A 21,798-nucleotide genomic window follows, 5' to 3' on the forward strand; every position below is an offset into this window, starting at 1 on the left:
CGCGGAGTGAGTCATGCAGGTGTTCGTCAGCCACGCGCCGTCCGATCGCGACGTCGCAGCGGGCCTGCGCGCCGACCTGGCCCAATTGGGTCGCCAGGTCTCCCTCGACCGGGGTGAGCCGACCGGTCAGCGCTGGTGGGAGGGCGTGTTGCAGCGGGTCCAGCGCTGCGACGTGTTCGTCCTGGTGGCCTCGCCCGCGGCGGTTCGCTCGCCCGGGTGCCTGGCCACGCTCCGCTACGCCCGCGCGCTGCGCCGCCCGGTGCTGGTGGTGACCGCCGTGGCCACCGGGTTGCCCGCCGACGCCGAGACCGCGCCCGTGTTCGCCCCGGCGGGCATGGAGATCAGTGAGCGGGTGCCCAAGTTGCGCGGCGTCTTGTTGGCGCTGCCCGCCGCGCCCCCGCTGCCCGACCCGTTGCCGCCGGACCCGGCCGTGCCGTACCTCGACCCGATCCGCCAGCGCCTCGACGAGCCAGGCCTGGAACCGGCCGAGTTGCGCGAACTGCTGCGCCAACTCCGATTACGGCTGCGCGACGAGCACGAGCGCGCCGCGGTGTGGGGGCTGCTGGTGCGGCTGCGCGCCCGCACCGACCTGCCCGCGCCGCTGGCCGCCGAGGTGGAGAAGGTCCTCGCCCCCGGCTGGCAGCCCGACCCGGAGCGCCGGGTGGAGAAGCGCTACTGGGACGGCCAGGCCTGGACCACCCTGGTGCGCCACGAGAACCGCGAGTTCAACGAGCGCCGGGTCCCGCCGCCGGAGGCCACGTGGTCCGGTGATCCCACCCCTGCTCGTCCGCGCCCCACCGCGACTGCCCGTCCCGCCGCGAAGTCCAAGGCCGTCGTCCGCGCCCAAGACCGCACCCGCCTGCTGGTCATCGGCGGGGGAGTGGTCGTGATCGCCGCCGCCGTCGTCGCCGGGTTCGTGCTGTTCGACCCGACCTCGGCCGACCCGACCGCCGCGGCGCGCGAGTTCGTCGACGCGGTGAACATCGCCGACACCACCGTGCTCGCCCAGCTGACCTGCGAGCGCGACCGGTCCCGGGCGGCGGAGATCTTCCTGCGCCCCGGCGCGCGGTTCACCCTGGAGTCGGTGGACGACACGACCGACCCGCCCAGCTTCACCATCCTGGCGACCGACTCGGCGACCACGGCGACCGACCGGCGCACCTACCCGATGGTCGAGGAATCGGGGAAGTGGCTGGTGTGCCAGTCACCTCGTTAGTCGAGCATCGAGTTCGGTGAGGTAGGCGCGGCCGTACTCCCGGTCCTCCAGCCCGTCCACAAGGGACGCCGGGAGGTCGCTGCGGACGGCGAGCGACGCCGCGCCGAGGGCGACCGTGGCGACGGTGTCGACGTCGCCGGTGAACGCGACGCACGCGCGGAGGATGTCGGTCAACCCGCCCGCGCCCATCGCGGTCAACGCGGCGCGCACGGACATCGCCCCCTTCGAGCCGACCGGTCCCGTCCACGGGGACGCCCAGTCGTCGTCGAGCACGCTGCTGATCCAGTGGCCGACGCCGGTCAGCGGTCCGAGGTCGCGGTGGCAGTAGTGCGCGGCGAGCGCGGCGGCCTGTGCTGAGGCGATGCCCGCGGGGGTGTCGTGGGTGACGCGCGCCTGGACTTCGGCGTGGTAGAGGACGTCGTCGACAGTCGGCAGCAATCCGATGGGTGTCGCGCGCATCGCGGCACCGCTCTTGTCGCTCTCCGGCCGGAGACGATCCAATAACTCGGCACCGGTGTGCACTTCGGACAGCAGCGCGTGGAACCGGGACGCGTAGCCGACGCGCGGATCCCGGTGGAACACGGCGACGAACTTCTCCGCCAACACCTCCGGCGTCCACAGTGCACCGTCGACCATCAGCTCGGCGATGGCGAGGGTCATCTGCGTGTCATCGGTGTACTGGCCGGGCCGCAGGTCGGTGTGCTTCGGGTGCTGCCGGTAGGTGGCACCGTCGTTGAACTCCGCCACGAACCCGGGATCCGCGTATTCGAACCCCGCCCCGTACGCGTCGCCTACCGCCAACTCCAGCAACATCGGCCCTCCAGGATCGCTCACCGCCCGCCCCGCGACTCTCCCACGCCCCGCCTCGGCGGCGTCTGGACCCCCGCTCCACCTGCCTCATCCTGGTGAAATCCGCCGCTTGGTCCTGTGCGTCGCGCGGGTTCGCCCAGGTCGCGTTGTCCACAAGGGGTCGAGTTGTCCACAGGTTTTGGCCGTCACCCTTTTGGGGAGAGGGGTCCCTGTAGACTGGGCCTGGGGACGCCCCCCGGGACAGGGTGGGGGCTGGGTTCGTGGGGGCGGCCTCCGGAACGGGTGGCGGAGCCGAGGTTGGGCGGGGCGAAGCCGCGGCTGGTGGACGCGGAGCCAGGGCTGGCGGCGCGGAACCGGGGGCGAGTGGGCGGAGCTGGGGGCCGAGTGGGCGGGGCTGCTGGGTGGCGAAAGCGGTGCCTGGGTGGGGCGAAGCCGGTGGGTCCGGCGCGGAGTCCACAGTGGAGTGATCAGGCGGCGGGTTCGCGGACTACTCGGGCGCGGACGGAGCGCAGGACGTGGTGGTCGACGGTGGCGCAGTCGGCGGCGAGCCAGGTGCCGATGTCGTCGACGAAGGTGGGTGGGGTCATGGCGGAGACGCCGTTGCCGGGGGTGGGGTCGGTGGTGACGTCGCCGGTGCGGCTGGGGTAGAGGAGCAGGACGCCGCGGACCTCGACGCCGGGGAGGTGGTCGGTGAAGGCGGCGACGGCGTCGAACAGGTCGGTCGCGCCGCCGCGGAAGGGGTGGCCGTTGCGCCACAGGGAGCCGTCGTCGTCGACCTCGTAGTGGCCGGGGAGCCAGAGCTTCGACTCGACCAGCACCAGGCGGTGGCCGCACAGCACGGCGTGGTCCACGTCGGCGAACACCGAGCCGGGTTGCGACAGGCCGTGGAACACCCGGGCCCCCGGCAGCCGGGCCAGGTAGTTCACCAGCAGGTCCGCCGTCAGCCGTTCACCGACCGGCTCCTCGTCCGCCTCGCCGAACACGGTGCGCTCGCCGAACTCCGCCTGCGCGGCCCGCTGCGCCCGCGTCGCCGCCAGGTACAGCCGCCCCAGCCGCACCGCGACGGCGATCGCCGCGGCGACCAAGGCCAGCCAGCACACCAGCAGCACCGGCGGCAGCCACCCCGGTAACAGCAGCGGGACCGCCAGCACGGCCCCGGTCAGCGCGATCCCCACCGCGGGCGCGTGCCCCGGGGTGCGGACGTAGCCGATGCGGGGCTGGTGCTTGGTCAGGTGCCACCACGGCAGCGACGAGGGCGGCACGTCGCACGCGGCGGGCACGAACGCCGGTTCGTCGCGGTACATCCGCCGCCGCTGCCGGGGTGCCGGGGTCGGGGCGGCGGCGGGGGCCGCGACCACGCCCCGGTCGTACTCGGCGCGGCTGCGCGGGTCCGACAGCGTCTCGTAGGCCGACTTCAGCAGCCGGAACGTGCCCGCCGTCCCGCCCGCGTCGGGGTGCATGACCTTCGCCAGGGCGCGGAACGCGGTCTTGACCTCACCGGCCGAGGCGTCCCTGCGGATGCCGAGCAGCTCGTAGTAGTCGACGTCGTCCAGCGTGCACCCCTCCTCCGGTGGCCGGACAACGGTAGCGGACGCTCAAGATCAACTTCCGAGGAGCACCTCGGCCACCGCGCCGAGCGTGGTCCAGTCGGCGCTGCCGTCGGCGAACAGGTCGCCCACCCGCCAGACCACCGGGTAGGTGACCTCCGTGCCGTCGGCCACCGGCGGCGCGCCGCGCAGCCCGGCCATCTCCGCCTCGGTCAGCCGCACCGAGAACACCGCCTGCCGGTGCGTGCTCATCGTCGCGCCCAGCTGCCGCGAGGTGTGCGCCACCAACCGCTCGGCGGCCACCACCAGCCCGGTCTCCTCGCCGAACTCCAGCGCGGCCAGCGCCACCGGCTCGATCACCGCCTGGTGCGACCCGCCGGGCAGCTCCAGGACGAACCCGTCCGCCGTGCGCGCCGACGGCCGGAACTCGCGCACCAGCACCACCTCGGTTTCGTGCGGCGTGCGCCCCGGCAGGTACGCCACCACCGAGGCCAGGTCCGGCCGCGACAGCACGACCTCGCCGGACTTGACCCGGTCCTCGGCCGCCACCCACATCGATACCCGCAACGCCCAGAACACCACCGGCCCGGACCCGGGGAACACCCAGACCTGCGCCGCGTCGACGACCTCGTTGCCCGACCGCTCGACCGTGGTCCGCCACCGCCGGAACGCCTCGGTCCGCCACACCCGCAGCGGCACGAACCGCAAACCGCCCTCGCGGTCGACGCCACCCGCGAGTTCCGCCAACGCGAGATCGATGGTGTCGGCCAACGTGTCCGCGGTGGGGATGCCGTTGTCCTTCGCGTACGCGCGTTGGTAGCGCACGCTCTCCGCTTCGGGTGGCGTGCCGAGCACCACCCGGCCGCTGTCCTTCCACCGCCCGAACTCGTCGTTCGTGGTCAACGCGGGCATCCCCGGACCGCGCGGGATCCAGAACAGCACCACGTCGCACCGGTCGCCCCAGCGCAGCTCCCAGGTGCGCTGGTGGGTGTAGTCCGGCCACACCCCGTCGGCCGGTTCCGGCACGAACACCACCAGCGTGCCAGGACCGGTCCACCCGGCGGTGATCGCCGCGACGGCCCCGGGCCGCCACGACGGCACCTCGGCCGAGCGCGGGGTCGGCCCCGCCAGGAACACGCTCGCCGACCACTGCGCGGGCGGGTCGTCGCCCGCGCACACCACAACAACCCGTTCCGTCATACCCCTGCTCACGTTCCCCACCCCGCACGCGTTCACCTCGAACGCGGGGCCGAACCTAGCTGGTGATGTCCTTGGTCCGGAACCGGCGCGCGGCCAGCAGGCCGAACACCGCGGCGAAGGTCACCGCCGAGAACGCGCCCTTGCTCATGTTGGACCAGTCGATGTCGGTCGAGATCAGGTCCGACCAGGCGAACGCGAAGTGCGTCGGGAGGAAGTCGCGGATGCCCTCCAGCGCGGTGATCTGGTCCAGGATCTGCGACAGGATCGACACCAGCACGGCGCCACCCACAGCGCCGAGCGGGGCGTCGGTCACCACCGACAGCAGCAGCGCCAGCGCCGCCACCCACAGCAGGTTCACCGCGATGTAGGCGACCGCGAACACCATCGCCAGCAGCGAGTCGGAGAACGCGATCGCGTCGCCGGTGGGGCTCACCGCCTCACCCGCGCCGTAGAAGATCACCCCGACCAGCAGCGCCACCGCGGGCAGCAGCACCAGCGCGAACAGCGACAGCAGCCCGGAGGTGACGGCCTTCTGCCGCAGCAGCCGACCGCGCGGGATCGGCATCGCCAGCAGGTACTTCAGGCTCGACCAGGACGCCTCGGAGGCCACCGTGTCGCCGAAGAACAGCGCCACGATCATCGGCAGCAGGAAGCTCCCGGCCGCGAACAGCACGAACACCACGAAGTTCGGCGCGCTCGCGGTGGCCAGGTCGACGAACCCGCCGGAGCGGCGCGCGTTGCCGCTGGTGCCGAACTCGAAGGCCGCCCACAGGATGAACGGCAGCAGCACCAGGAACCCGAGCAGCATCTGCGTGCGGCGCCGCCGCAACTGCCTGGCCAGCTCCACCCGCAGCGGCAGCGTCCGCCCCTGCCGGAACCCGGTGACCGCGCCGTCGGGGCCGAACCCGACGTGCTCGTGCGACGCCGCGTCGACCATCTCCTCGATGGCGGCCGGGTCGGTGTGCACGGTGCTCACGTTCTCCGCCGCGACCACCCCCGCTCCGGTGACGGCTGCCGATCCGGTGACCGCTGCCGATCCGGTTGCCTTAACGCCGCGGTCCCTCACGCTCGGTGCCCGGGTCTCGTCCGGCCTGTGCCCGTTGTCGTTCACGCGGACGACTCCTCTCCGACCAACTGCAGGAACGCGTCCTCCAGGCGGCGCCGCGGCCCCGCCTGCTCCACCGCGACACCCGCCGTGACCAGTGCCGCCAACGCCGCCGACCTCGGCAGCCCGTCGAGGTCCGCGTGCACCAGCGAGCCCTCGACGACGACCTCGCGCACGCCGCCGACCCCGCGCAGCGCCGCCTCGGCCGCCGCCGGGTCGTCCACCCGGAACGTCGCCTCACCGCCGCCCGCCACGATGTCCTCCACCGCGCCCGAGGCGACCAACCTGCCCTTGTGCATCACGACCACGTGGTCGCACGCCTGCTCCACCTCGGCGAGCAGGTGGCTCGACACCACCACCGTGCGGCCGGTCGCGGCGTAGCGGCGCAGCACCTCGCGCATCTGGTGGATCTGCGGCGGGTCGAGCCCGTTGGTCGGCTCGTCGAGCACCATCAGGTCCGGGAAGCCGAGCATCGCCTGCGCGATCGCCAACCGCTGCCGCATGCCCTGGCTGTAGGTGCGGACCTTGCGCTCCACCGCCGCGCCGAGCCCGGCGATCTCCAGCGCCTCGGCGAAGTGCGCCTGCTCGACCGGCCGCCCGGTCGCCGCCCAGTACAGCTCCAGGTTGACCCGGCCGGACAGGTGCGGCAGGAAGCCCGCGCCCTCCACGAACGACCCGATCCGCGACAGCACCGGCGCGCCCGGGTGGATCCGGTGCCCGAACACCCGGATCGAGCCCTCGGTCGGCTGGATCAGACCCATCAGCATCCGCAGCGTCGTCGTCTTGCCCGCGCCGTTGGGGCCGAGCAGGCCGAGCACCTGGCCGCGCTCGACCTGGAACGACAGCGCGTTCACCGCCTTGAGCCCGCCCGGGTAGGACTTCGACAGCCCGTCGATCACCAGCGGGACCTCGGTCAGCGCCGGGTCGACGTCGTCCTCGCGGCGGCGCCGCAACAGACCCCACAGCACCGCGACGACGACCACGCCCAGCACGATCCCGATCCCGATCAGCGGCCCGGCGGGCGGCGCGGAACTCGACCGCGACCCGGTCACCACCGGTACCGCCAACTCCGCGCCCGGTGCCAACGCGATCCGGTACGCGGCGGGCTCGGCGGGAGTCGCGTACGCCTGGTCGGTGGTCGAGACCACCAGTTCGACCCGGTGATCCGCCTCGATCGGCCGCACCACAGCGGGTAGCGCTACCGAGACCTCGACAGCGGAACCGTCGGCGGGCAGCGGGGGAGTGCGCAGCGCGGAGACCGCGGACCCCGGCAACGTTCGAACCCCGTCTGGGCCAACGTCATAGAGCTTCGCGAACAACACCGCGCCATCCGGTGCGCCACCACGAGCACTGGCCACCTCTAGGCCGACCGTGCTCGCGCCCGCGATCAGCAACTGCCCGGTCATCGGCTCACTGCGGAACCGCGCCGCCTGCCCAGGTAGGTCTACCGCGATCCGACCGGCCAACCGCGACGAACTGCCCAGCACCGAGCCCAACCCGGGCATGCTGCTGATCGACGCCGGGTTACCGCCCGGAGGGTTCACCACCGTCTGCTCTTGCCCGGACAGCGCCAACTCTCGCCGTTCCGCGGCCGGTGCGTTGCCGAGACCGGGGTAAGAGGCGGTGCTAACCGTGCGCACCGACGGCGCTCCCTGGGCCCGCAACGCACCTTGGACCGCGTACTCAAACCCGGTCCCCGGGTCAGTGCCCTGGCCGCGTAGGTGGAAGTCGAACCAGTCCGCGATCTCCCCGCGCAGCTCCGGACCCGGCTTGCCGCCGTCGTGGCCGCCGGTGTACCAGACGACCTTCACCGGGGCGCCCGCCGCGCTGACCTGCCGCGCGGTCGCGTCGGCCTGGTCGAGCCCGAACAGCGTGTCCTGCTCGCCCTGCACGACCATCGTCGGCTGGGTGATCTTGCCGGTCACCGAGACCGGCGACACCCGGCGCAGCAGGTCCACCGTCGCCTGGTCGGCCCGCCCGGTCGTCGCGACCTGCGAGTACGCCGTGCAGACCGCGGGGGTGAAGCGCCCGCAGGGGTCCGCCGACCCCGGCCGCGGCTGCCGCTCGTCCGCGCCGCCGGTCGACTGCTCCGGCACCGCCACGCCCGCCGTCGCCGAGTTCGAGCCGTCGTCCTCGGTGCCCGGCTCGGACGCGTCCCCGGTCGGGTTCGCCAACCCGGCCGCGCCCATGCCCGCCGCGAAGAAGATCCCGGCCCAGGAGCGCTTGAACACCCCGTCCGCGCCGTACGGGTTCGCCGCCGCCGTCCCCGCCACCGTGCTGGTGCCCGCGGAGTTCGGCAGCAGCGCCTGACCGAGGTCGTTGTAGGTGATCACCGGGGCCAGCGCGTCGACGCGCTTGTCCGACCCGGCGAGCAGCAGCGACAGCGCGCCACCGTAAGAACCCCCGGTCACGCCCACCTTGGGGTCGCCGGGCGCGTCCTTGGTCACCTCGGGCAGCGTCGCCAGCCAGTCGACCAGCGCCCGCGCGTCGTTGACCTCGTAGTCCGGGTCGTTGAGCCCGATCTGGCCCTCGCTGCGGCCGAACCCGCGCGCGGACCAGGCCAACGCCACGAACCCGCGCTGCGCCAACTCGCGCGCGTCGGAGTCGACGCTCTCCTTGCTGCCGCCGAAGCCGTGGGCGACCAGGACCGCAGGGGCGGGTGTGGTCTCCGGCAGGTACAGGGTCGTGTCGACCCGGACCGGTTCGTCGCGGTCGGGACCGCTCTGCAGCGTCAGGGCGGCGTCACGCGTGGTGACCGGTGGCGGCTCGTCCCCGGTGTTCAACCAGACCAGGGCCCCGGCCGCCACGGCGACGACGACGAGGGCGGTGGCGATCTGGCGGGGCCGGGGCCGCGGGATGGAGGGCACGCACCGAACTTATTGGACTCTTCCTGAGAGTGCTCCCAGGCCGTCCCGGCGCCCACCTCCGGGTGACATCGGCCCCCCGGGGTATCGGGTTCGGCCAGGTCACGGCAGGCTGCGCGGGGGCCCGCCCGCCTCGGCGGACGGCGTCCGGAGTGGTTGTGACCAATCCGACCGGACCGGGGACCTGCCCCGACTGGTGCGCGGCGCTCCGACAGGGAAGAATCGGACACCGAATGTGTCGGAGGGGAGTATTCCTTCGCACCGGTGTCGTCAGCACGGACCACGCGTCCCGGGACCGGTGGCCAGGGCCTAGCCCCGGCGGAAGAGACCTCCGGTTGTCGGCGCGCGCCCGTACACCGGAGGTTTGATTTCATGGTCGTCCCCACCTGGGCTTGGTTCGCCACGATCGGCGGGCTGCTCGCGCTGCTCGCGATCGACCTGTTCATCGTCGACCGCAAGCCGCACGAGGTCACCGTCGGCGAGGCCGGGCGGTGGGTGGCCTTCTACATCGGCTGCGCGGTCGCCTTCGGCGGCGCGATCTGGGCGTTCTCCGGCGGCACCTACGCCGGTGAGTTCTTCGCCGGCTACATCACCGAGTACTCGCTGTCGGTGGACAACCTGTTCATCTTCTTGATCATCATGTCCGCGTTCTCGGTGCCCAGGATCCACCAGCACAAGGTGCTGCTGATCGGCATCGTGCTGGCGCTGGTCATGCGCGGTGCGTTCATCGCCGTCGGCGCGGTCGCGATCGCCAAGTTCAGCTGGGTCTTCTACCTCTTCGGCGCCTTCCTCATCTACACCGCGTGGAACCTGTCGCGGCAGGGGCTCGGCGAGGACGAGGAATACGAGGAGAACGCCCTCACCAAGATCGCCCGCAAGATCTTCCCGGTGACCGACACCTACCACGGCGCCAACTCGTTCGTCCGCATCGACGGCAAGCGCTTCGTCACCCCGATGTTCATCGTGATGATCGCCATCGGCACCGCCGACCTGCTGTTCGCTGTGGACTCCATCCCGGCGATCTTCGGCCTGACCAAGGAACCATTCCTGGTCTTCACCGCCAACGCGTTCGCGCTCATGGGTCTGCGCCAGCTCTACTTCCTGCTCGGCGGCCTGCTCAAGAAGCTGGTGTACCTGTCGATCGGGCTGGCGGTCATCCTGGCCTTCATCGGCGTGAAACTGGTGCTCGAGGCCCTGCACACCAACTCGCTGCCGTTCCTCAACGACGGCCAGCCGCTGCCGGTGCCGGTGCCCAACATCGTCGTCTCGCTCGCCGTCATCGTCGGCGTGCTGGCCATCACCACGGTCGCCAGCCTGCTCAAGTCCAAGCGGGACGAAGCGCGGGGGATCACCGCCACCACCGCCGAATCCACGGTGCTGGAAACCCCAGCCGGAGAATCCCCCACCGAAACGGGTGAACCGGTCGACCACCGGCGCTGAACCAATCCCCGGCGGCGGCCGCGCAAGCGCACCGCCACCGGGGCAGGCGAAGGCCGAAAAAGCGGACGTGCGAACCATGCACGTCCGCTTTTCTGTGGACGAGTGGGAATAATCGAGGGGTCCTGGGTTTAACGTGAACTCGGGTACGGTCGTCGCGTGCGTCCAGAGGACATCGAACTGGTGGCGGCGCCCGGTGCGCCCGCCCTCCGCGGGGACCTGCTGCTGGTCGGTCTCGCCGCCCCCGATCTGCCGACCAACTCCTACGCCGGTGGTCTCTACCGGGTGGGACTCGCGGGCGGCGAGGTGCGGGAGTTCACCAGGGGACACCGCGATTCCGCGCCCGAGATCTCCCCGGACGGCACCCAGGTGGCGTTCCTGCGGTCCGCGAAAGCGGGCGAACCGCCCCAACTGCACGTGATCCCGGTCGACGGCGGTGAGGCCCGGCGGCTCACCGACCTGCCGCTGGGCGCGGGCACCCCGGTGTGGGCGCCGGACTCGCGGCGGATCGCTTTTGTGGCACGGGTTCCCGACGCCGGTCGCTACGGTGTGCCGAACGCGGACGGCACTGCTCCGGACGCCGCAGCCGAGGCACCCCGGGTGATCACCCGTCTGGAGTACCGGTTCGACGACATCGGGTTCCAGCACGACCGTCCACCGCAGCTGTTCGTGGTCGACACCGACCAGGTGACCGGTGTGGACGGTGCGGGATCCCGCAATACGGCGAATTCGGCGCCGCGCCAACTGACCGAGGGGCTCGCCACCCCGTGCCACGCCGTGTGGACCCTCGAGGGCGACCACATCCTGGTGCGCGCGCAGCGCGACTGGGGTGTGGCGGAAACGCTGAACACCGACATCTACGCGGTGCCCGCCGACGGTGGTGACCCGGTCCTGGTCGCCCGCAGCGCGGGGACCGCCGAGCACCCCGCCCCGCTCGGCGACGGCACGATCGCCTTCCTCGGCGACGAATTCCCCGATACCCGTTGCACCGCGCGCAACCTGGGGTTGTGGACCGTCCCACTTGTGCTCGACGGTGAGCCCGCTGAGCCGCGCAGGCTCACCGACGCCGAGACCGTCGACGCCGAGATCACCGCAGGGCGACCGGTGCGGACCGAGGCTGGCGTGCTCATCGCGGTGCGCAACCGGGGCGCGGTCGAGCTGCGCCGGGTGCCGCTCGACGCGGACCGGGCCACTTTGGCCGAACTGGCCCTGGTGGCCGGGGACCAGGCCGCCGTCAAGGGCTTCGCGGCCAGCGGCGACCGGATCGTCTGCACCCTGTCCACTTGGGACACCCCGGGCGAGGTGGTGCTGGTCGAGGACGAGACCACCACCAGGCTCACCGACTTCTCCGCCCCGCTGCGCGCCCGCGGCCTGCGCCAACCGCTCGAGGTCAAGGGGGTCGCGCCGGACGGGTACGCCACGCACGGCTGGCTGCTGCTGCCCGAGGGCGACGGCCCGCACCCGGTGCTGCTGTCGGTGCACGGCGGCCCGTTCATGTACTACGGCTGGGGTTTCTTCGACGAGGCCCAGGTGTACGCCGCCGCCGGGTACGCCGTCGTGCTGCCCAACCCGCGCGGTTCGGCGGGCTACGGCGAGGCGCACGGTCGGGCCATCATCGGCGCCCTGGGCACGGTCGATGTCGATGACGTGCTCTCGGTGCTCGACGCCGCCCTGGAGCGCCCTGAGCTCGACTCGGCCAACGTCGGCGTCATGGGCGGGTCGTACGGCGGCTGGATGACCGGCTGGCTGGCCAGCCACCACGGACATCGCTTCCGCGCCGCGTGGAGCGAGCGCGCGGTGAACGCCTGGGACTCGTTCCTGGGCACCTCCGACATCGGCTGGTGGTTCGCCGAGGCCTACTGCGGCACCGATCCCGCCGACCACCTGGCGATGAGCCCGCTGACGCACGCGCACCGCATCACCATCCCGTTCGCCGTCGTCCACTCCGAACACGACTGGCGCTGCCCGGTCGAGCAGGCGCAGCGGATGTACGTCGCGCTGCACCGCAACGGGGTGGAGACCGAGCTGATCCTGTTCCCCGGGGAGGGTCACGAGCTGACTCGCTCCGGCAAGCCCCGCCACCGCGAGCAACGTTTCCGCGAGGTATTGCGGTGGTGGTCACGGCACCTGTGATCAGGTGCGGCCCGGGGACGGCGTAGGACCCCAGGGCCGTTCACAGCCGGTGGGCGAGGGCGTTCGCCCACCGGCTGTGAACCGTGTGCGTGCCGGTGGCCGATATTCGCCGAATAGGAACCGCGGTCCCTTGTCGCGGATTCACAGCAACGTGTAGTTCAATTCCTCGCAGACCCGGGCGAGCGGAAGATCGAGCCCCGGGTAGTCCAGTGGCAGCAGGACGTCCGGGGTTCGCGGTAACGCGCCACTGCCCGGCGGGTCCCACAAGCAGACCGCCGGTTCGCCGCTGTCCATCGAGGACCGGTACCAGACGCCGTCGAGGTCGGGGTGCGCCTGGCGGATCGCCCGCGCCCACGCCTGGGTCACCGACTTGCTGCCGGTGCTCAGTTCCTGCGAGGCGCCCGCGCGCGTCGGCCACAGCCCGCACAGGTCGAGCAGCCGCAGCGTCCGGCGCGGCCGGAACACCACCATGTGCGGCTTGCGGGTGGTCCGGTCCACCACGGAGGTCTGCTGGTACACCTCGGCGATGCTGGTGCGCACGCTCAGTCCGAAGTAGAGCACGCCGTGCCCAGGCGCGGTCGCCGGGCCGCCCTCGGGACCCAGCGGCTGCGGGTCGAAGCGGGCGTGCGGCAGCGGACCGGTGTAGCGGAAGGAGTTCCACCGCTGCCGGTGGGCACCGGCGGCGGCGAAGACCCGCACCAGGTGCGTGCCGCTGTGCAGCGCCACCACGTCCTCGTCGACGCGCAGCAGCGTGCGCAGGTCGGCTGGGGCGGGCGGCTGGGGGAGCCGGGACATCTCGGTTCGTCGGCCTCGTCAGCTCAGGCCGGGGTGCCCAGCACCGCCGCCAGCGCGGCGACCCTGGCGGGCGAGCCGCCCGCGAGCAGCCACTGCCGGGGCGTGGCGGGCTGGTCGTCGACCCGCAGGTCCGGCTGGGGGCTGGTCATGAACGCGGCGACCACCAGCGGCGGCTGGTCGTCGGGCACCGCGGCCAGCACGACCTCGAGGCCGGGCAGCACCCCGGACGGCGCGAACTGCCACGCGGGCAACCGCCAGCCACCGCGGTCCTTCCACCCGGCCAGCCGACCCGCGGCCAACCGGTGCCGGATGCGGCTGGTGTCGACCCCGACCGCGTCGGCGGCGTCGGCCACGGTGAGCGCCGAGTCGCGCAGCACGGCCTGCGCGGCCACCGCGCGGGCCCGCGAGTCGACCTCGTCACCGCGCCGCGGGGTGAGGTCGAGCCCGACGTCGGTCAGCGCGTCGCGCTGGTCGGGGGAGAAGTAGTCGGCCGGGTCCGGGTTGGCCGGGGACAACCGCCTGGCCGCCTCCTCCACCAGCTCGAGGAACTCGACCGGGCTGACCCTCAGGCCCGCTTTCGCGAGCACGTGCTCCAACGCGACCGTCATGCGCCTAGGGTATCCCGGTTGTGCGGGTTCGTGCGCCTTTGTGGGAAAACTCACCTAGATCGACACGCACCGCACACGGTCAAACACCGACGGTTGTCCCACTGTAGTGCAACGGTTGGCCGGGGTTGGTACGTCCATCCGGGTATGAGAGCGAAGAGGCTCACCTTGGGGGCCGTGGTCGTGGCTAGTGCGTGCGTGGCAGGGGGGATTTTCTTCGCCCAGCGGCCGGTCGACGTGGCCGGGCCCGCGCCCTACGTGCCCTCGGTGCGGTTGGTCTCCTACGACTCCTGCGCCGACGTCGAAGCCGATCTGAAGAAGGCCGCTCTCGAGCGGGTGACGCCCCACGGGTTCGACAACCGCATGTACGACGTCGGCGTGGTGCCGATGCCCGCGGAGGGGTCGGCACCGGTCGCCGGGAAGGCCCAACCGCCCGTGCAGCGCAAGGACCAGTCCAGCACCCCAGACCACTCCAGCACCAACAACCACGAGGCCGCCGCCGACGAGCCGGACCTGGTCAAGACCGACGGGCGGCGGATCGTCACCGTCGCGGACGGCCACCTGCGCGTCGTCGACACCGCCTCCCGCACCCTCACCGCCAGCCTCGCCATGCCCGGCGGCGGCCAGGCGACCGCGCTGCTGCTCGACGGCGACCACGCCCTGGTGGCGGTGCCCCGCTACGAGGCCGTGGACCGCGACACCCCCTCCGGCGGCTCGATGACGACCTCGCTGGTCATGGTCGACCTCGCGGGCGGCGCCAGGGTCACCGGCACGCTCACCGTCGACGGCGACTACCTCGACGGCAGGCAGGTCGGGTCCGTCGCGAGGGTCGTGGCCCGCTCCCGGCCGCGTCTGGAATTCCAGTACCCGGCCATGGGCGGCGAGGAGACCCAGTCGCTCGACCGCAACCGCGAGGTGATCAAGCAGGCGCCGCTCGACCGGTGGTTGCCGCGCGCGACCCTGGACCGGGACGGACAGCGGACGGAGGCGAAGGTCGACTGCGGGTCGATCAGCAGGCCCTCGGGCTACACCGGGACCGCGATGCTCACCGTGTACACAGTGGACCTCCGCGCGCCGCTGGGCACCGGTGAGCCGGTGACGATCGCGGCCGACGGCGACACCCTCTACGGCACCGCGACCAGCCTCTACCTCGCCGACGACCAGCGGCAGCGGGTCGGGATCGTGCCCGCCGACGCGCGGCAGGCCGCCGAGAACACCGACATCCACCAGTTCGACATCTCCGCGCCGGGCAAGCCGACCTACGTCGCGTCCGGGTCGGTGGAGGGGGCGCTGGTCAACCAGTACGCGCTCTCCGAGCACAAGGGGAACCTCCGGGTCGCCACCACAACGGCCAAGGACAGCGCGGTCAGCGTCCTGGCCAGGCGCGGTGCCGGACTGGCCAGGATCGGCCGGGTCGGCGGGCTCGGGGTGGGGGAGCGGATCCAGTCCGTGCGCTACCTCGGCGACACCGCCTACGTGGTCACCTTCCGCCGCACCGACCCGCTCTACACCGTGGACCTGGCCGACCCGACCGCGCCGAGGGTCACCGGCGAGTTGAAGATCACCGGCTACTCCGCCTACCTGCACCCGCTCGGCCAGGGCAGGCTGCTCGGCGTCGGCCAGGAGGCGACCGAGCAGGGGCGCGTGACCGGCACCCAGGTGTCGCTGTTCGACACCACGGCCGCCCCCGCGAGCCGGATCACCCAGTTCCACCTGCCCGGCGCCAACTCCGAGGTCGAGTTCGACGCGCACGCGTTCCTGCACTGGCCGGACAAGGGGTTGGTCGTCATCCCGGTCGACACCGCGCGCGGCTCCGGCGGCGTCCTGGTGCTGCGCGTCGCGGGCGACAAGATCACCGAGGTCGGCACGCTCCGGCACCCGGAGCCCTCCCGGATCGACAGCCGGGTGCGCCGGACCCTGGTCGCGGGGGGCGCGCTGTGGACGGTCTCGTCGGCGGGCGTCCAGGCGGCGGACCTGGACACCGCGTCCCAGCTGGCCTGGGTGCCGTTCAGCTGATCGGCGAGCGGGTGCCCCGCAGGTAGGACCACAGCGGCGGGCCGTGCTCCACCCCGACCGGCAGCGTCGGCGGGATCCCGTGCAGCGCGGCCCTGGTCGCGTCGTCGTCGGCGACGAACTCCGGGCGCAGGTGGTCGGTGTCGTAGTAGCGGTGGAACACCGGTGTCTGCCCGCCCGACATCGGCGGCACGATCCAGCTCCAGTCCGCCGGGCACCGCCTGCCCGCGCTCTCCTCGCGCTCCAGGTGCTTGAGGAACCGCGCGGACTCGGTGTGGTGGTCGCTGATGGTGACGCCCGCCTCGGCGAACGAGTGCAGCACGGCGATGTTGAGCTCCACCAGCGCCCGGTCCCGCCACAGCGTGGTCTCCCGGGAGGTGTCCAGGCCGAGCCGGGCGGCCAGCACCGGCAGCAGGTCGTAGCGGTCGTGGTCGGCGAGGTTGCGGGCGCCGATCTCGGTGCCCAGGTACCAGCCGTTGAACGGGGCGGCCGGGTAGTCGACGCCGCCCACGCGCAGCCGCATCGAGCTGATCGTCGGCACCGCGTGCCAGCGCAGGCCCAGCTCGGCGAACCACGGGTGCTCCGGGTGGGTCAGCTCGACCTCGGCGACCACGTCCGGGGGCAGGGTGAACAGCCGGGGGCGGCCGTCCGGGCCGGACACCACCAGCGGCAGCACGTCGAACCCGCCGCGGCGCGCCGGTGGCCACCACCCCAGCTTCGTGACGGCGTCGGTGAACGCGGCGTAGCGGGGGTCGCCCAGCGGGCGCCCGCCCTCGGTCGCCGCCGGGTAGCCCGCGTAGCGGATCAGCTGCTCGTTCCAGATCCGGGGGCCGGGCCTGCCGGGGGCGTCCGGCGCGAAGATGGTGATCAACGGTCGGATGCGGCCACCGTTGGTAGCCAGTCGCAGATGCTGCTCACACTGCTTGGCTACCTCGACCGGGTGGTGCACGGCGCGCATGTCACGGACCCGCATGCTCCGCCAGTAGAGCCGCCCGATGCAGCGGGCACTGTTGCGCCAGGCGACCCGGGCGCCGTGCGCGAGTTCCGCGGTGGTGTGCCGGTAGCTGCCGGTCAGCTCGATCTCGGCGCGCACCCAGGCGATCCGCTTCGCCGCCGGACCCGCGCCGGGGTTCTCGGCGTGGAACAGCTCGAGGAATTCCACCGCCTCGTCCACGTCGGCCACGCCGTCGGGCCGCACCGAGGTCCGCTGCTCTGCGGGTGGTGCCCAGGTGCCGGTCTGCGCGGGGATGAGCGGGGTGGCGGCGGTCGGGACCGGACATCGCGCCTGGGTGGCCGCGGGGACGGCGGGCACCGGGAGACTGGTCGGCGCGGGCTCCGGGAGCGCGGGCGGCGCGGACGACACCGGCGGGGTGGGGGGTACCGAGGGCGCGGGGAGAGCGGACACCGCGGGGTGGACGGGCGGTGCCCAGGTCGGACCGGTCACCCGGCAGAACCTACCCGCCCGCTCGGGTGACCCCGGCAAGTCTCACTCGATCGGGTCACAGGGTAAAGCCATAAGGCAGAATCGCCGCGGACGGTCCGGCGGCGGGGCCGCAATGCGTTCCGTGTGCGGACCACGCCGCCGAACCCGTGGCGGTAAGGCCATTCGGTCGAGCAGCGGTGGCGGTGGTCACCTCCGGGAATACCCGATCGCCCACGGGGGCAATTCCGCTACCACTCATTCGATGTGGTGCCACCCGATGAGGTGAATGATGACGGTTAGTCGAAGCCACCGTGAACTACTCATCGGTTCGGTGCCGCAATGCCGGGCCGGGTGCGCGCGGTCCGGTGTGGGCGGTACTCAGATGGCGAACACGGCGCCGGTCGCGGTCGCCAGCTGGCAGCGGTTGCCGAACACCGCGCGGTAATGCACCGGCTTGCGGCCCCACAGGCCGACGGCGACCACGGTCACCGGGTCGTACTCCAGCGTGCACATCGCGTCCGGGCGCACGTTGAGCTTCTCGAACCGGCCGTTGACCTGCGAGAGCTGCGCGCACGCGGTGACCGCGTCGGTGTGCGAGCCGCCGTCGGGCGCGCAGCGCAGCACCCCGAGTCTTGGCAGGTCACCGGCGCGGCTGACGGTCAGCACGAACCCGGCGCGGACCGGGGCTATGGTCGCCTGGGCGGTCGTCGCGGGTACCAGCGCGGCCACCGCGGCGCACGCGGCCGCGACAGCGAGGGACTTTGCGGACATGTCGGATCACTCCTTCTCGGCGGCCTGCTTTACCCGCCGAATGGGTGTAGGGAAAACACGGCCCGGCCGGAGGTCGACGAACCGGACGATTCCGAGGGTAGGTCTTCCGGAATTGTCTCGCGGTCCGGGGCCTCTGGCGCTCGGGTGCTCCCCGATGCTATTCATGTCGCCGCACTCGTCGACAAGATCGACTGGTCGTTACTTCCTTAAGTAGGCTTGGGTGAGGGGTCCTTTCTGTGGGCGGAATTACACGTGCGGCTAAGGCGTCGCGGGACCGTTTGTCCGACCGGGTCGCGATCGGCATGCTGCTCAAGGCGTTCCCGCCCGAGGAGGTCGACGCCGCGATCGACGCGGCGGGCGCGCGGGAGCAGCGCTCGCGCGCGCTGCCCGCGCGGACAATGGTCTACTTCACCCTCGCCTTATGGCTCTTCGGCGGGGCCGGGTACGACGCGGTGCTGGCCAGGCTGACCGCGGGCATGCGCTGGGCCGGGGTGGCGACCGGGACCCGCTCGGCGCCGAGCACCGGGTCGATCACCAAGGCCCGCAAGCGGCTCGGGCCCGAGGTGATGCGCAGGCTGTTCCTCGGCCGGGCGGCCGCCGACCGGGCCGAGGCGGCGCGCTGGCGCGGGATGCGGGTCTGCACGCTCGACGCGGGCGTGGTCGACATCCCCGACACCGCCGCCAACCTCGCCGCGTACGACCACTCCAAGGTCCGGGTCTCGGTGCTGGCGGGCCACGACACCGGCTCGCTGCTCGATGTCGCGGTCGGGTCGCCGCAAGAGGAGTTGGGCACCAGGGTGCTCGACACGATCAGCCCGGGCACCCTGGTCGTCGCCCACCGCGGCGCCGGCGAGCAGGACCTGTGGCGGGCGGCGGCCAACCGGGGCGCTGACCTGCTGTGGCGGGCGCGCGCGCCGATCGCGCTGCCCCGGCTGCACGTGCTGCCGGACGGCTCGTTCCTGTCCAGGATGCTCGCCGACGGCGATCCGGTGACCGACTCGCTCGCGGTGCGCGTGCTGCAGTCACCGGACGCGGTATTGGTCACCACGCTGCTCGACCCGGACCAGGCGCCCGCCGCCGAGCTCGCGGCGCTGCACCGCAGCAGGTGGCGGTTCGAGGCGCTGTTCGAATCGCTCGAGGCGGGACCGGTCGCGCTGCGGTCGCAGGATCCGCACGGCGTGGCGCAAGAGCTGTGGGCGATGCTCTGCGTGTACCAAGCTGTGCACCCGTGGCGTCGTAAGGAAGCGGCCGGGCGCGGCGCGATCGCGGGTCCGGGCGGGTTCGGGATGCCGCACCGGCGGGGTACCCACCAGTAACGAGCGGGAGGAGCGCGGATGACGACCGACGCGGGAGTGGCCCTGATCGGGTACGGGCTGGCGGGCAGCGCGTTCCACGCGCCGTTCATCGCCGCCACCGCGGGCCTGCGGCTGGCCGCCGTCGTCACCGGCGACGCCGGTCGCGCCGCCGAGGTGCGCCAGCGCTATCCGGACACCGAGGTGATCGGGTCGGTCGACGAGCTGTGGCGGCGCGCTGGGGAGTACGACCTCGCCGTCGTCGCGTCACCGAACCGGCACCACCACGACCAGGCGACCGCCGCGTTGACCGCCGGGCTCTCGGTCGTCGTCGACAAACCCGCCGCCGCCACTGGCGCGCAGGTCCGCGACCTCGCCGCCACCGCCGCGCGCGTGGGGCGGGTGTTCACCACCTTCCAGAACCGGCGCTGGGACGGCGACTTCCGCACCGTGCGGCGGCTGCTCGACGACGGCGACCTGGCGGGCGTGACCCGGTTCGAGTCGCGGTTCGAGCGCGCCGCCGCGCCGGTCAAGTCCGGCTGGAAGGGCAGCGCCGACCCGGCCGACCTCGCCGACATCCGCTACGACCTGGGCAGCCACCTCATCGACCAAGCGGTCGTGCTGTTCGGTCGGCCGCGCACGGTCTTCGCCGAGGTCCAGGCGACCCGCGCGGGTGCGCCGTCGCCGGAGGACGCGACCATCCTGCTCACGCACGCGGGTGGGGTCCGCTCGTACCTGCGGGTCAGCAAGGCGTCCGCGCCGGTCGGCCCCCGGTTCGCCGTGGCGGGTCCCGATGTGGGGTACCACTGCTGGGGGCTCGACCCGCAGGAAGCGGCGTCGCGGTCCGGTCGGCTGCCGACCGAGCCGGGTTTCGGCGCCTACCCGGAGTCCCAGTGGGGCGAGGTGGTCACCGCGTCCGGCAGCCGCCGCGTCCCGACCCTCGACGGCGACTACCTGGGGTTCTACGCGGCCCTGGCGGCTTGCCTGCGCGGTGCGGGCCCGAACCCGGTGCCGCCGGAGGAGACCGCCGACGTCGCGGACACGATCGACGCGGCCTTCCGGTCCGCCGAACTCGGAGTGCCGGTCGACGTCACCTGATCGTGCGAACAGCGCCCGCGACGGGTAGGACGATGGGGTGACCGACCCCGATCCCCGCCGGTGGCGCGCGCTCGCGGTGACCCAGACCGCGGGGTTCATGAGCCTGCTCGACGTCAGCATCGTCAACGTCGCCCTCCCGTCCATGCAGACCGACCTCGGCGCGGGCGCGGGCGGCATCCAGTGGGTCGTCTCCGGCTACGCGCTGACCTTCGGGTTGTCGCTGGTCGCGGGCGGGCGGCTGGGCGACGCGCTGGGCCGCAGGCGGATGTTCCTGATCGCGCTGTCGGTGTTCGTGCTGACCAGCGCGCTGGCCGGGGCGGCGCCGAACCTCACCTGGCTGGTGCTGGCCCGGCTGGCGCAGGGGCTCGCCGGTGGCCTGCTCACCCCGCAGAACTCCGGGTTGATCCAGGACCTGTTCCAGGGCGCGGAGCGGGGCAAGGCCTTCGGCGTGCTCGGCGCGACCATCGGGGTGTCCACGGCGGTCGGCCCGATCGCGGGTGGGCTGATCCTGGCCTGGTTCGGCGATCCCGAGGGCTGGCCGTGGGTGTTCTACGTCAACCTGCCGATCGGTGTCGTGGCGCTCGTGCTCGCCATGCGGCTGCTGCCCAAGGACAAGCCGTCCGGTCGCGCCGACATCGACGTCCTCGGTGCGGCGCTGCTCGGCGCGACCGTGCTGGCCGTGCTGTTCCCGCTGGTCAGGGCCGAGAGCGGGGGACTGGTCGGGCTGTGGTGGCTGTTCCCGGTCGCCGTCGCGCTCGGCTGGGCGTTCGTGCGGTGGGAGCGGCGGGTGGTCCGGCGCGGCCGGGCGCCGCTGCTGGACTCGCGGCTGTTCACCGAGACCCCCGGTTACGTCGCGGGCGCGGGCATCGGGCTCGCCTACTTCTGCGGGTTCTCCGGGATCTGGCTGGTGTTCGCGGTCTTCTTCCAGGCCGGTCTCGGCTACACCCCGCTGGAGTCCGGGTTGGCCGTCACCCCGTTCGCCATCGGGTCCGCGGTGGCCGCCGCCGTCGCGGGCAGGCTCGTCGCGCGCTGGGGACGGCTGATCACCGTGCTGGGGCTCACGGCGGTCGGTGTCGGTCTTGCCGCCGTCGCGGTGCTGTTGCTCTTGGTGCCTGGCCCGGCTGCCGGGGTGTGGATCGTGGTCCCGATGGTGCTCGCCGGCGTCGGTGGTGGCGCGGTGATCTCCCCGAACACCACGTTGACCCTCACCTCGGTGCCCAACCGACTGGCCGGGGTCGCGGGCGGGGTGCTGCAGACCGGGCAGCGCATCGGCACGGCGGTGGGCACGGCGACGCTGGCCGCGGTGTTCCACGCGGTGCTCGGCGGGACCGGCCGCTACCCGGCGGCGATCGCGGTGGCGCTGTTCGCCGCCGTCGCCCTGGTGGCCGTCGCGTTCGTGCTCGCCGTGCGCGACTGGCGGGTGTCGACCCGGGTGCCGCAAGGCGGCTGAGTGGGAAAGTTTCCGTACGGTCGCTGGGTTTTCCCGTCG

Annotated in this window: 16 protein-coding genes; 7 read left to right on the top strand and 9 right to left on the bottom strand. The window is 72.7% G+C overall.

The features are described 5' to 3' along the window. Positions 1 to 13 precede the first annotated feature (13 nt). Entirely contained in the window at positions 14 to 1,216 is a 1,203-nt protein-coding gene (locus LV79_RS22420) for a toll/interleukin-1 receptor domain-containing protein (RefSeq protein ID WP_253840144.1), read from the top strand. Here the strand turns inward: LV79_RS22420 and LV79_RS22425 are convergent. From LV79_RS22425 to LV79_RS22445, 5 genes are all read right to left on the bottom strand, one after another. Further along, positions 1,205 to 2,029: an ADP-ribosylglycohydrolase family protein gene (locus tag LV79_RS22425; protein ID WP_253840145.1), complete on the bottom strand. Its 825-nt coding sequence runs from the start codon at positions 2,027 to 2,029 to the stop codon at positions 1,205 to 1,207. The genes LV79_RS22420 and LV79_RS22425 overlap by 12 nt on opposite strands. A gap of 464 nt (positions 2,030 to 2,493) precedes the next feature. After that, complete coding sequence (locus LV79_RS22430; protein WP_253840397.1) at positions 2,494 to 3,579, bottom strand: J domain-containing protein; 1,086 nt, start codon at positions 3,577 to 3,579, stop codon at positions 2,494 to 2,496. Positions 3,580 to 3,627: 48 nt separating this feature from the next. Beyond that, entirely contained in the window at positions 3,628 to 4,785 is a 1,158-nt protein-coding gene (locus LV79_RS22435) for a nucleoside 2-deoxyribosyltransferase domain-containing protein (RefSeq protein WP_253840146.1), read from the bottom strand. A gap of 43 nt (positions 4,786 to 4,828) precedes the next feature. Next, positions 4,829 to 5,710: a DUF2705 family protein gene (locus LV79_RS22440; RefSeq protein WP_253840399.1), complete on the bottom strand. Its 882-nt coding sequence runs from the start codon at positions 5,708 to 5,710 to the stop codon at positions 4,829 to 4,831. Positions 5,711 to 5,880: 170 nt separating this feature from the next. Then, positions 5,881 to 8,745 carry an alpha/beta fold hydrolase gene (locus LV79_RS22445; protein WP_253840147.1) on the bottom strand — a complete coding sequence of 955 codons (2,865 nt, stop codon included), beginning with the start codon at positions 8,743 to 8,745 and terminating at the stop codon, positions 5,881 to 5,883. Positions 8,746 to 9,114: 369 nt separating this feature from the next. Here LV79_RS22445 and LV79_RS22450 point away from each other — a divergent pair, with 369 nt between their 5' ends. After that, entirely contained in the window at positions 9,115 to 10,182 is a 1,068-nt protein-coding gene (locus LV79_RS22450) for a TerC family protein (RefSeq protein WP_253840148.1), read from the top strand. 156 nt (positions 10,183 to 10,338) lie between these two features. Beyond that, complete coding sequence (locus LV79_RS22455; protein WP_253840149.1) at positions 10,339 to 12,312, top strand: S9 family peptidase; 1,974 nt, start codon at positions 10,339 to 10,341, stop codon at positions 12,310 to 12,312. Positions 12,313 to 12,453: 141 nt separating this feature from the next. On the opposite strand, the gene LV79_RS22460 is transcribed toward LV79_RS22455, so the two are convergent. Continuing rightward, a complete protein-coding gene (locus LV79_RS22460) occupies positions 12,454 to 13,107 on the bottom strand; it encodes an RES family NAD+ phosphorylase (protein ID WP_253840150.1) in 654 nt (217 codons plus the stop codon). A 23-nt stretch (positions 13,108 to 13,130) separates the two neighbouring features. Beyond that, positions 13,131 to 13,715 carry a DNA-binding protein gene (locus LV79_RS22465; RefSeq protein WP_253840151.1) on the bottom strand — a complete coding sequence of 195 codons (585 nt, stop codon included), beginning with the start codon at positions 13,713 to 13,715 and terminating at the stop codon, positions 13,131 to 13,133. Between the two features lie 195 nt (positions 13,716 to 13,910). Here LV79_RS22465 and LV79_RS22470 point away from each other — a divergent pair, with 195 nt between their 5' ends. After that, positions 13,911 to 15,728 carry a beta-propeller domain-containing protein gene (locus LV79_RS22470; RefSeq protein ID WP_253840152.1) on the top strand — a complete coding sequence of 606 codons (1,818 nt, stop codon included), beginning with the start codon at positions 13,911 to 13,913 and terminating at the stop codon, positions 15,726 to 15,728. Here LV79_RS22470 and LV79_RS22475 read toward each other — a convergent pair. Together LV79_RS22475 and LV79_RS22480 are read right to left on the bottom strand one after the other, a co-directional pair. Beyond that, a complete protein-coding gene (locus tag LV79_RS22475) occupies positions 15,721 to 16,974 on the bottom strand; it encodes a nitric oxide synthase oxygenase (protein ID WP_372495424.1) in 1,254 nt (417 codons plus the stop codon). The genes LV79_RS22470 and LV79_RS22475 overlap by 8 nt on opposite strands. Positions 16,975 to 17,526: 552 nt before the next feature. Continuing rightward, positions 17,527 to 17,919: an SSI family serine proteinase inhibitor gene (locus tag LV79_RS22480; protein WP_253840153.1), complete on the bottom strand. Its 393-nt coding sequence runs from the start codon at positions 17,917 to 17,919 to the stop codon at positions 17,527 to 17,529. A 278-nt stretch (positions 17,920 to 18,197) separates the two neighbouring features. Here LV79_RS22480 and LV79_RS22485 point away from each other — a divergent pair, with 278 nt between their 5' ends. The 3 genes from LV79_RS22485 (at position 18,198) to LV79_RS22495 (ending at position 21,759) form a co-directional block, all read left to right on the top strand. Then, on the top strand, positions 18,198 to 19,235 hold the full coding sequence (locus LV79_RS22485; RefSeq protein ID WP_253840154.1) for a transposase domain-containing protein: 1,038 nt from the start codon (positions 18,198 to 18,200) through the stop codon (positions 19,233 to 19,235). Positions 19,236 to 19,253: 18 nt separating this feature from the next. Continuing rightward, a complete protein-coding gene (locus LV79_RS22490) occupies positions 19,254 to 20,309 on the top strand; it encodes a Gfo/Idh/MocA family oxidoreductase (protein ID WP_253840155.1) in 1,056 nt (351 codons plus the stop codon). Positions 20,310 to 20,406: 97 nt separating this feature from the next. Next, complete coding sequence (locus LV79_RS22495; protein WP_253840404.1) at positions 20,407 to 21,759, top strand: MFS transporter; 1,353 nt, start codon at positions 20,407 to 20,409, stop codon at positions 21,757 to 21,759. Positions 21,760 to 21,798: the final 39 nt, after the last annotated feature.

Origin of the sequence: Actinokineospora globicatena, assembly GCF_024171945.1 — a bacterium.
Lineage (GTDB): Bacteria > Actinomycetota > Actinomycetes > Mycobacteriales > Pseudonocardiaceae > Actinokineospora > Actinokineospora globicatena.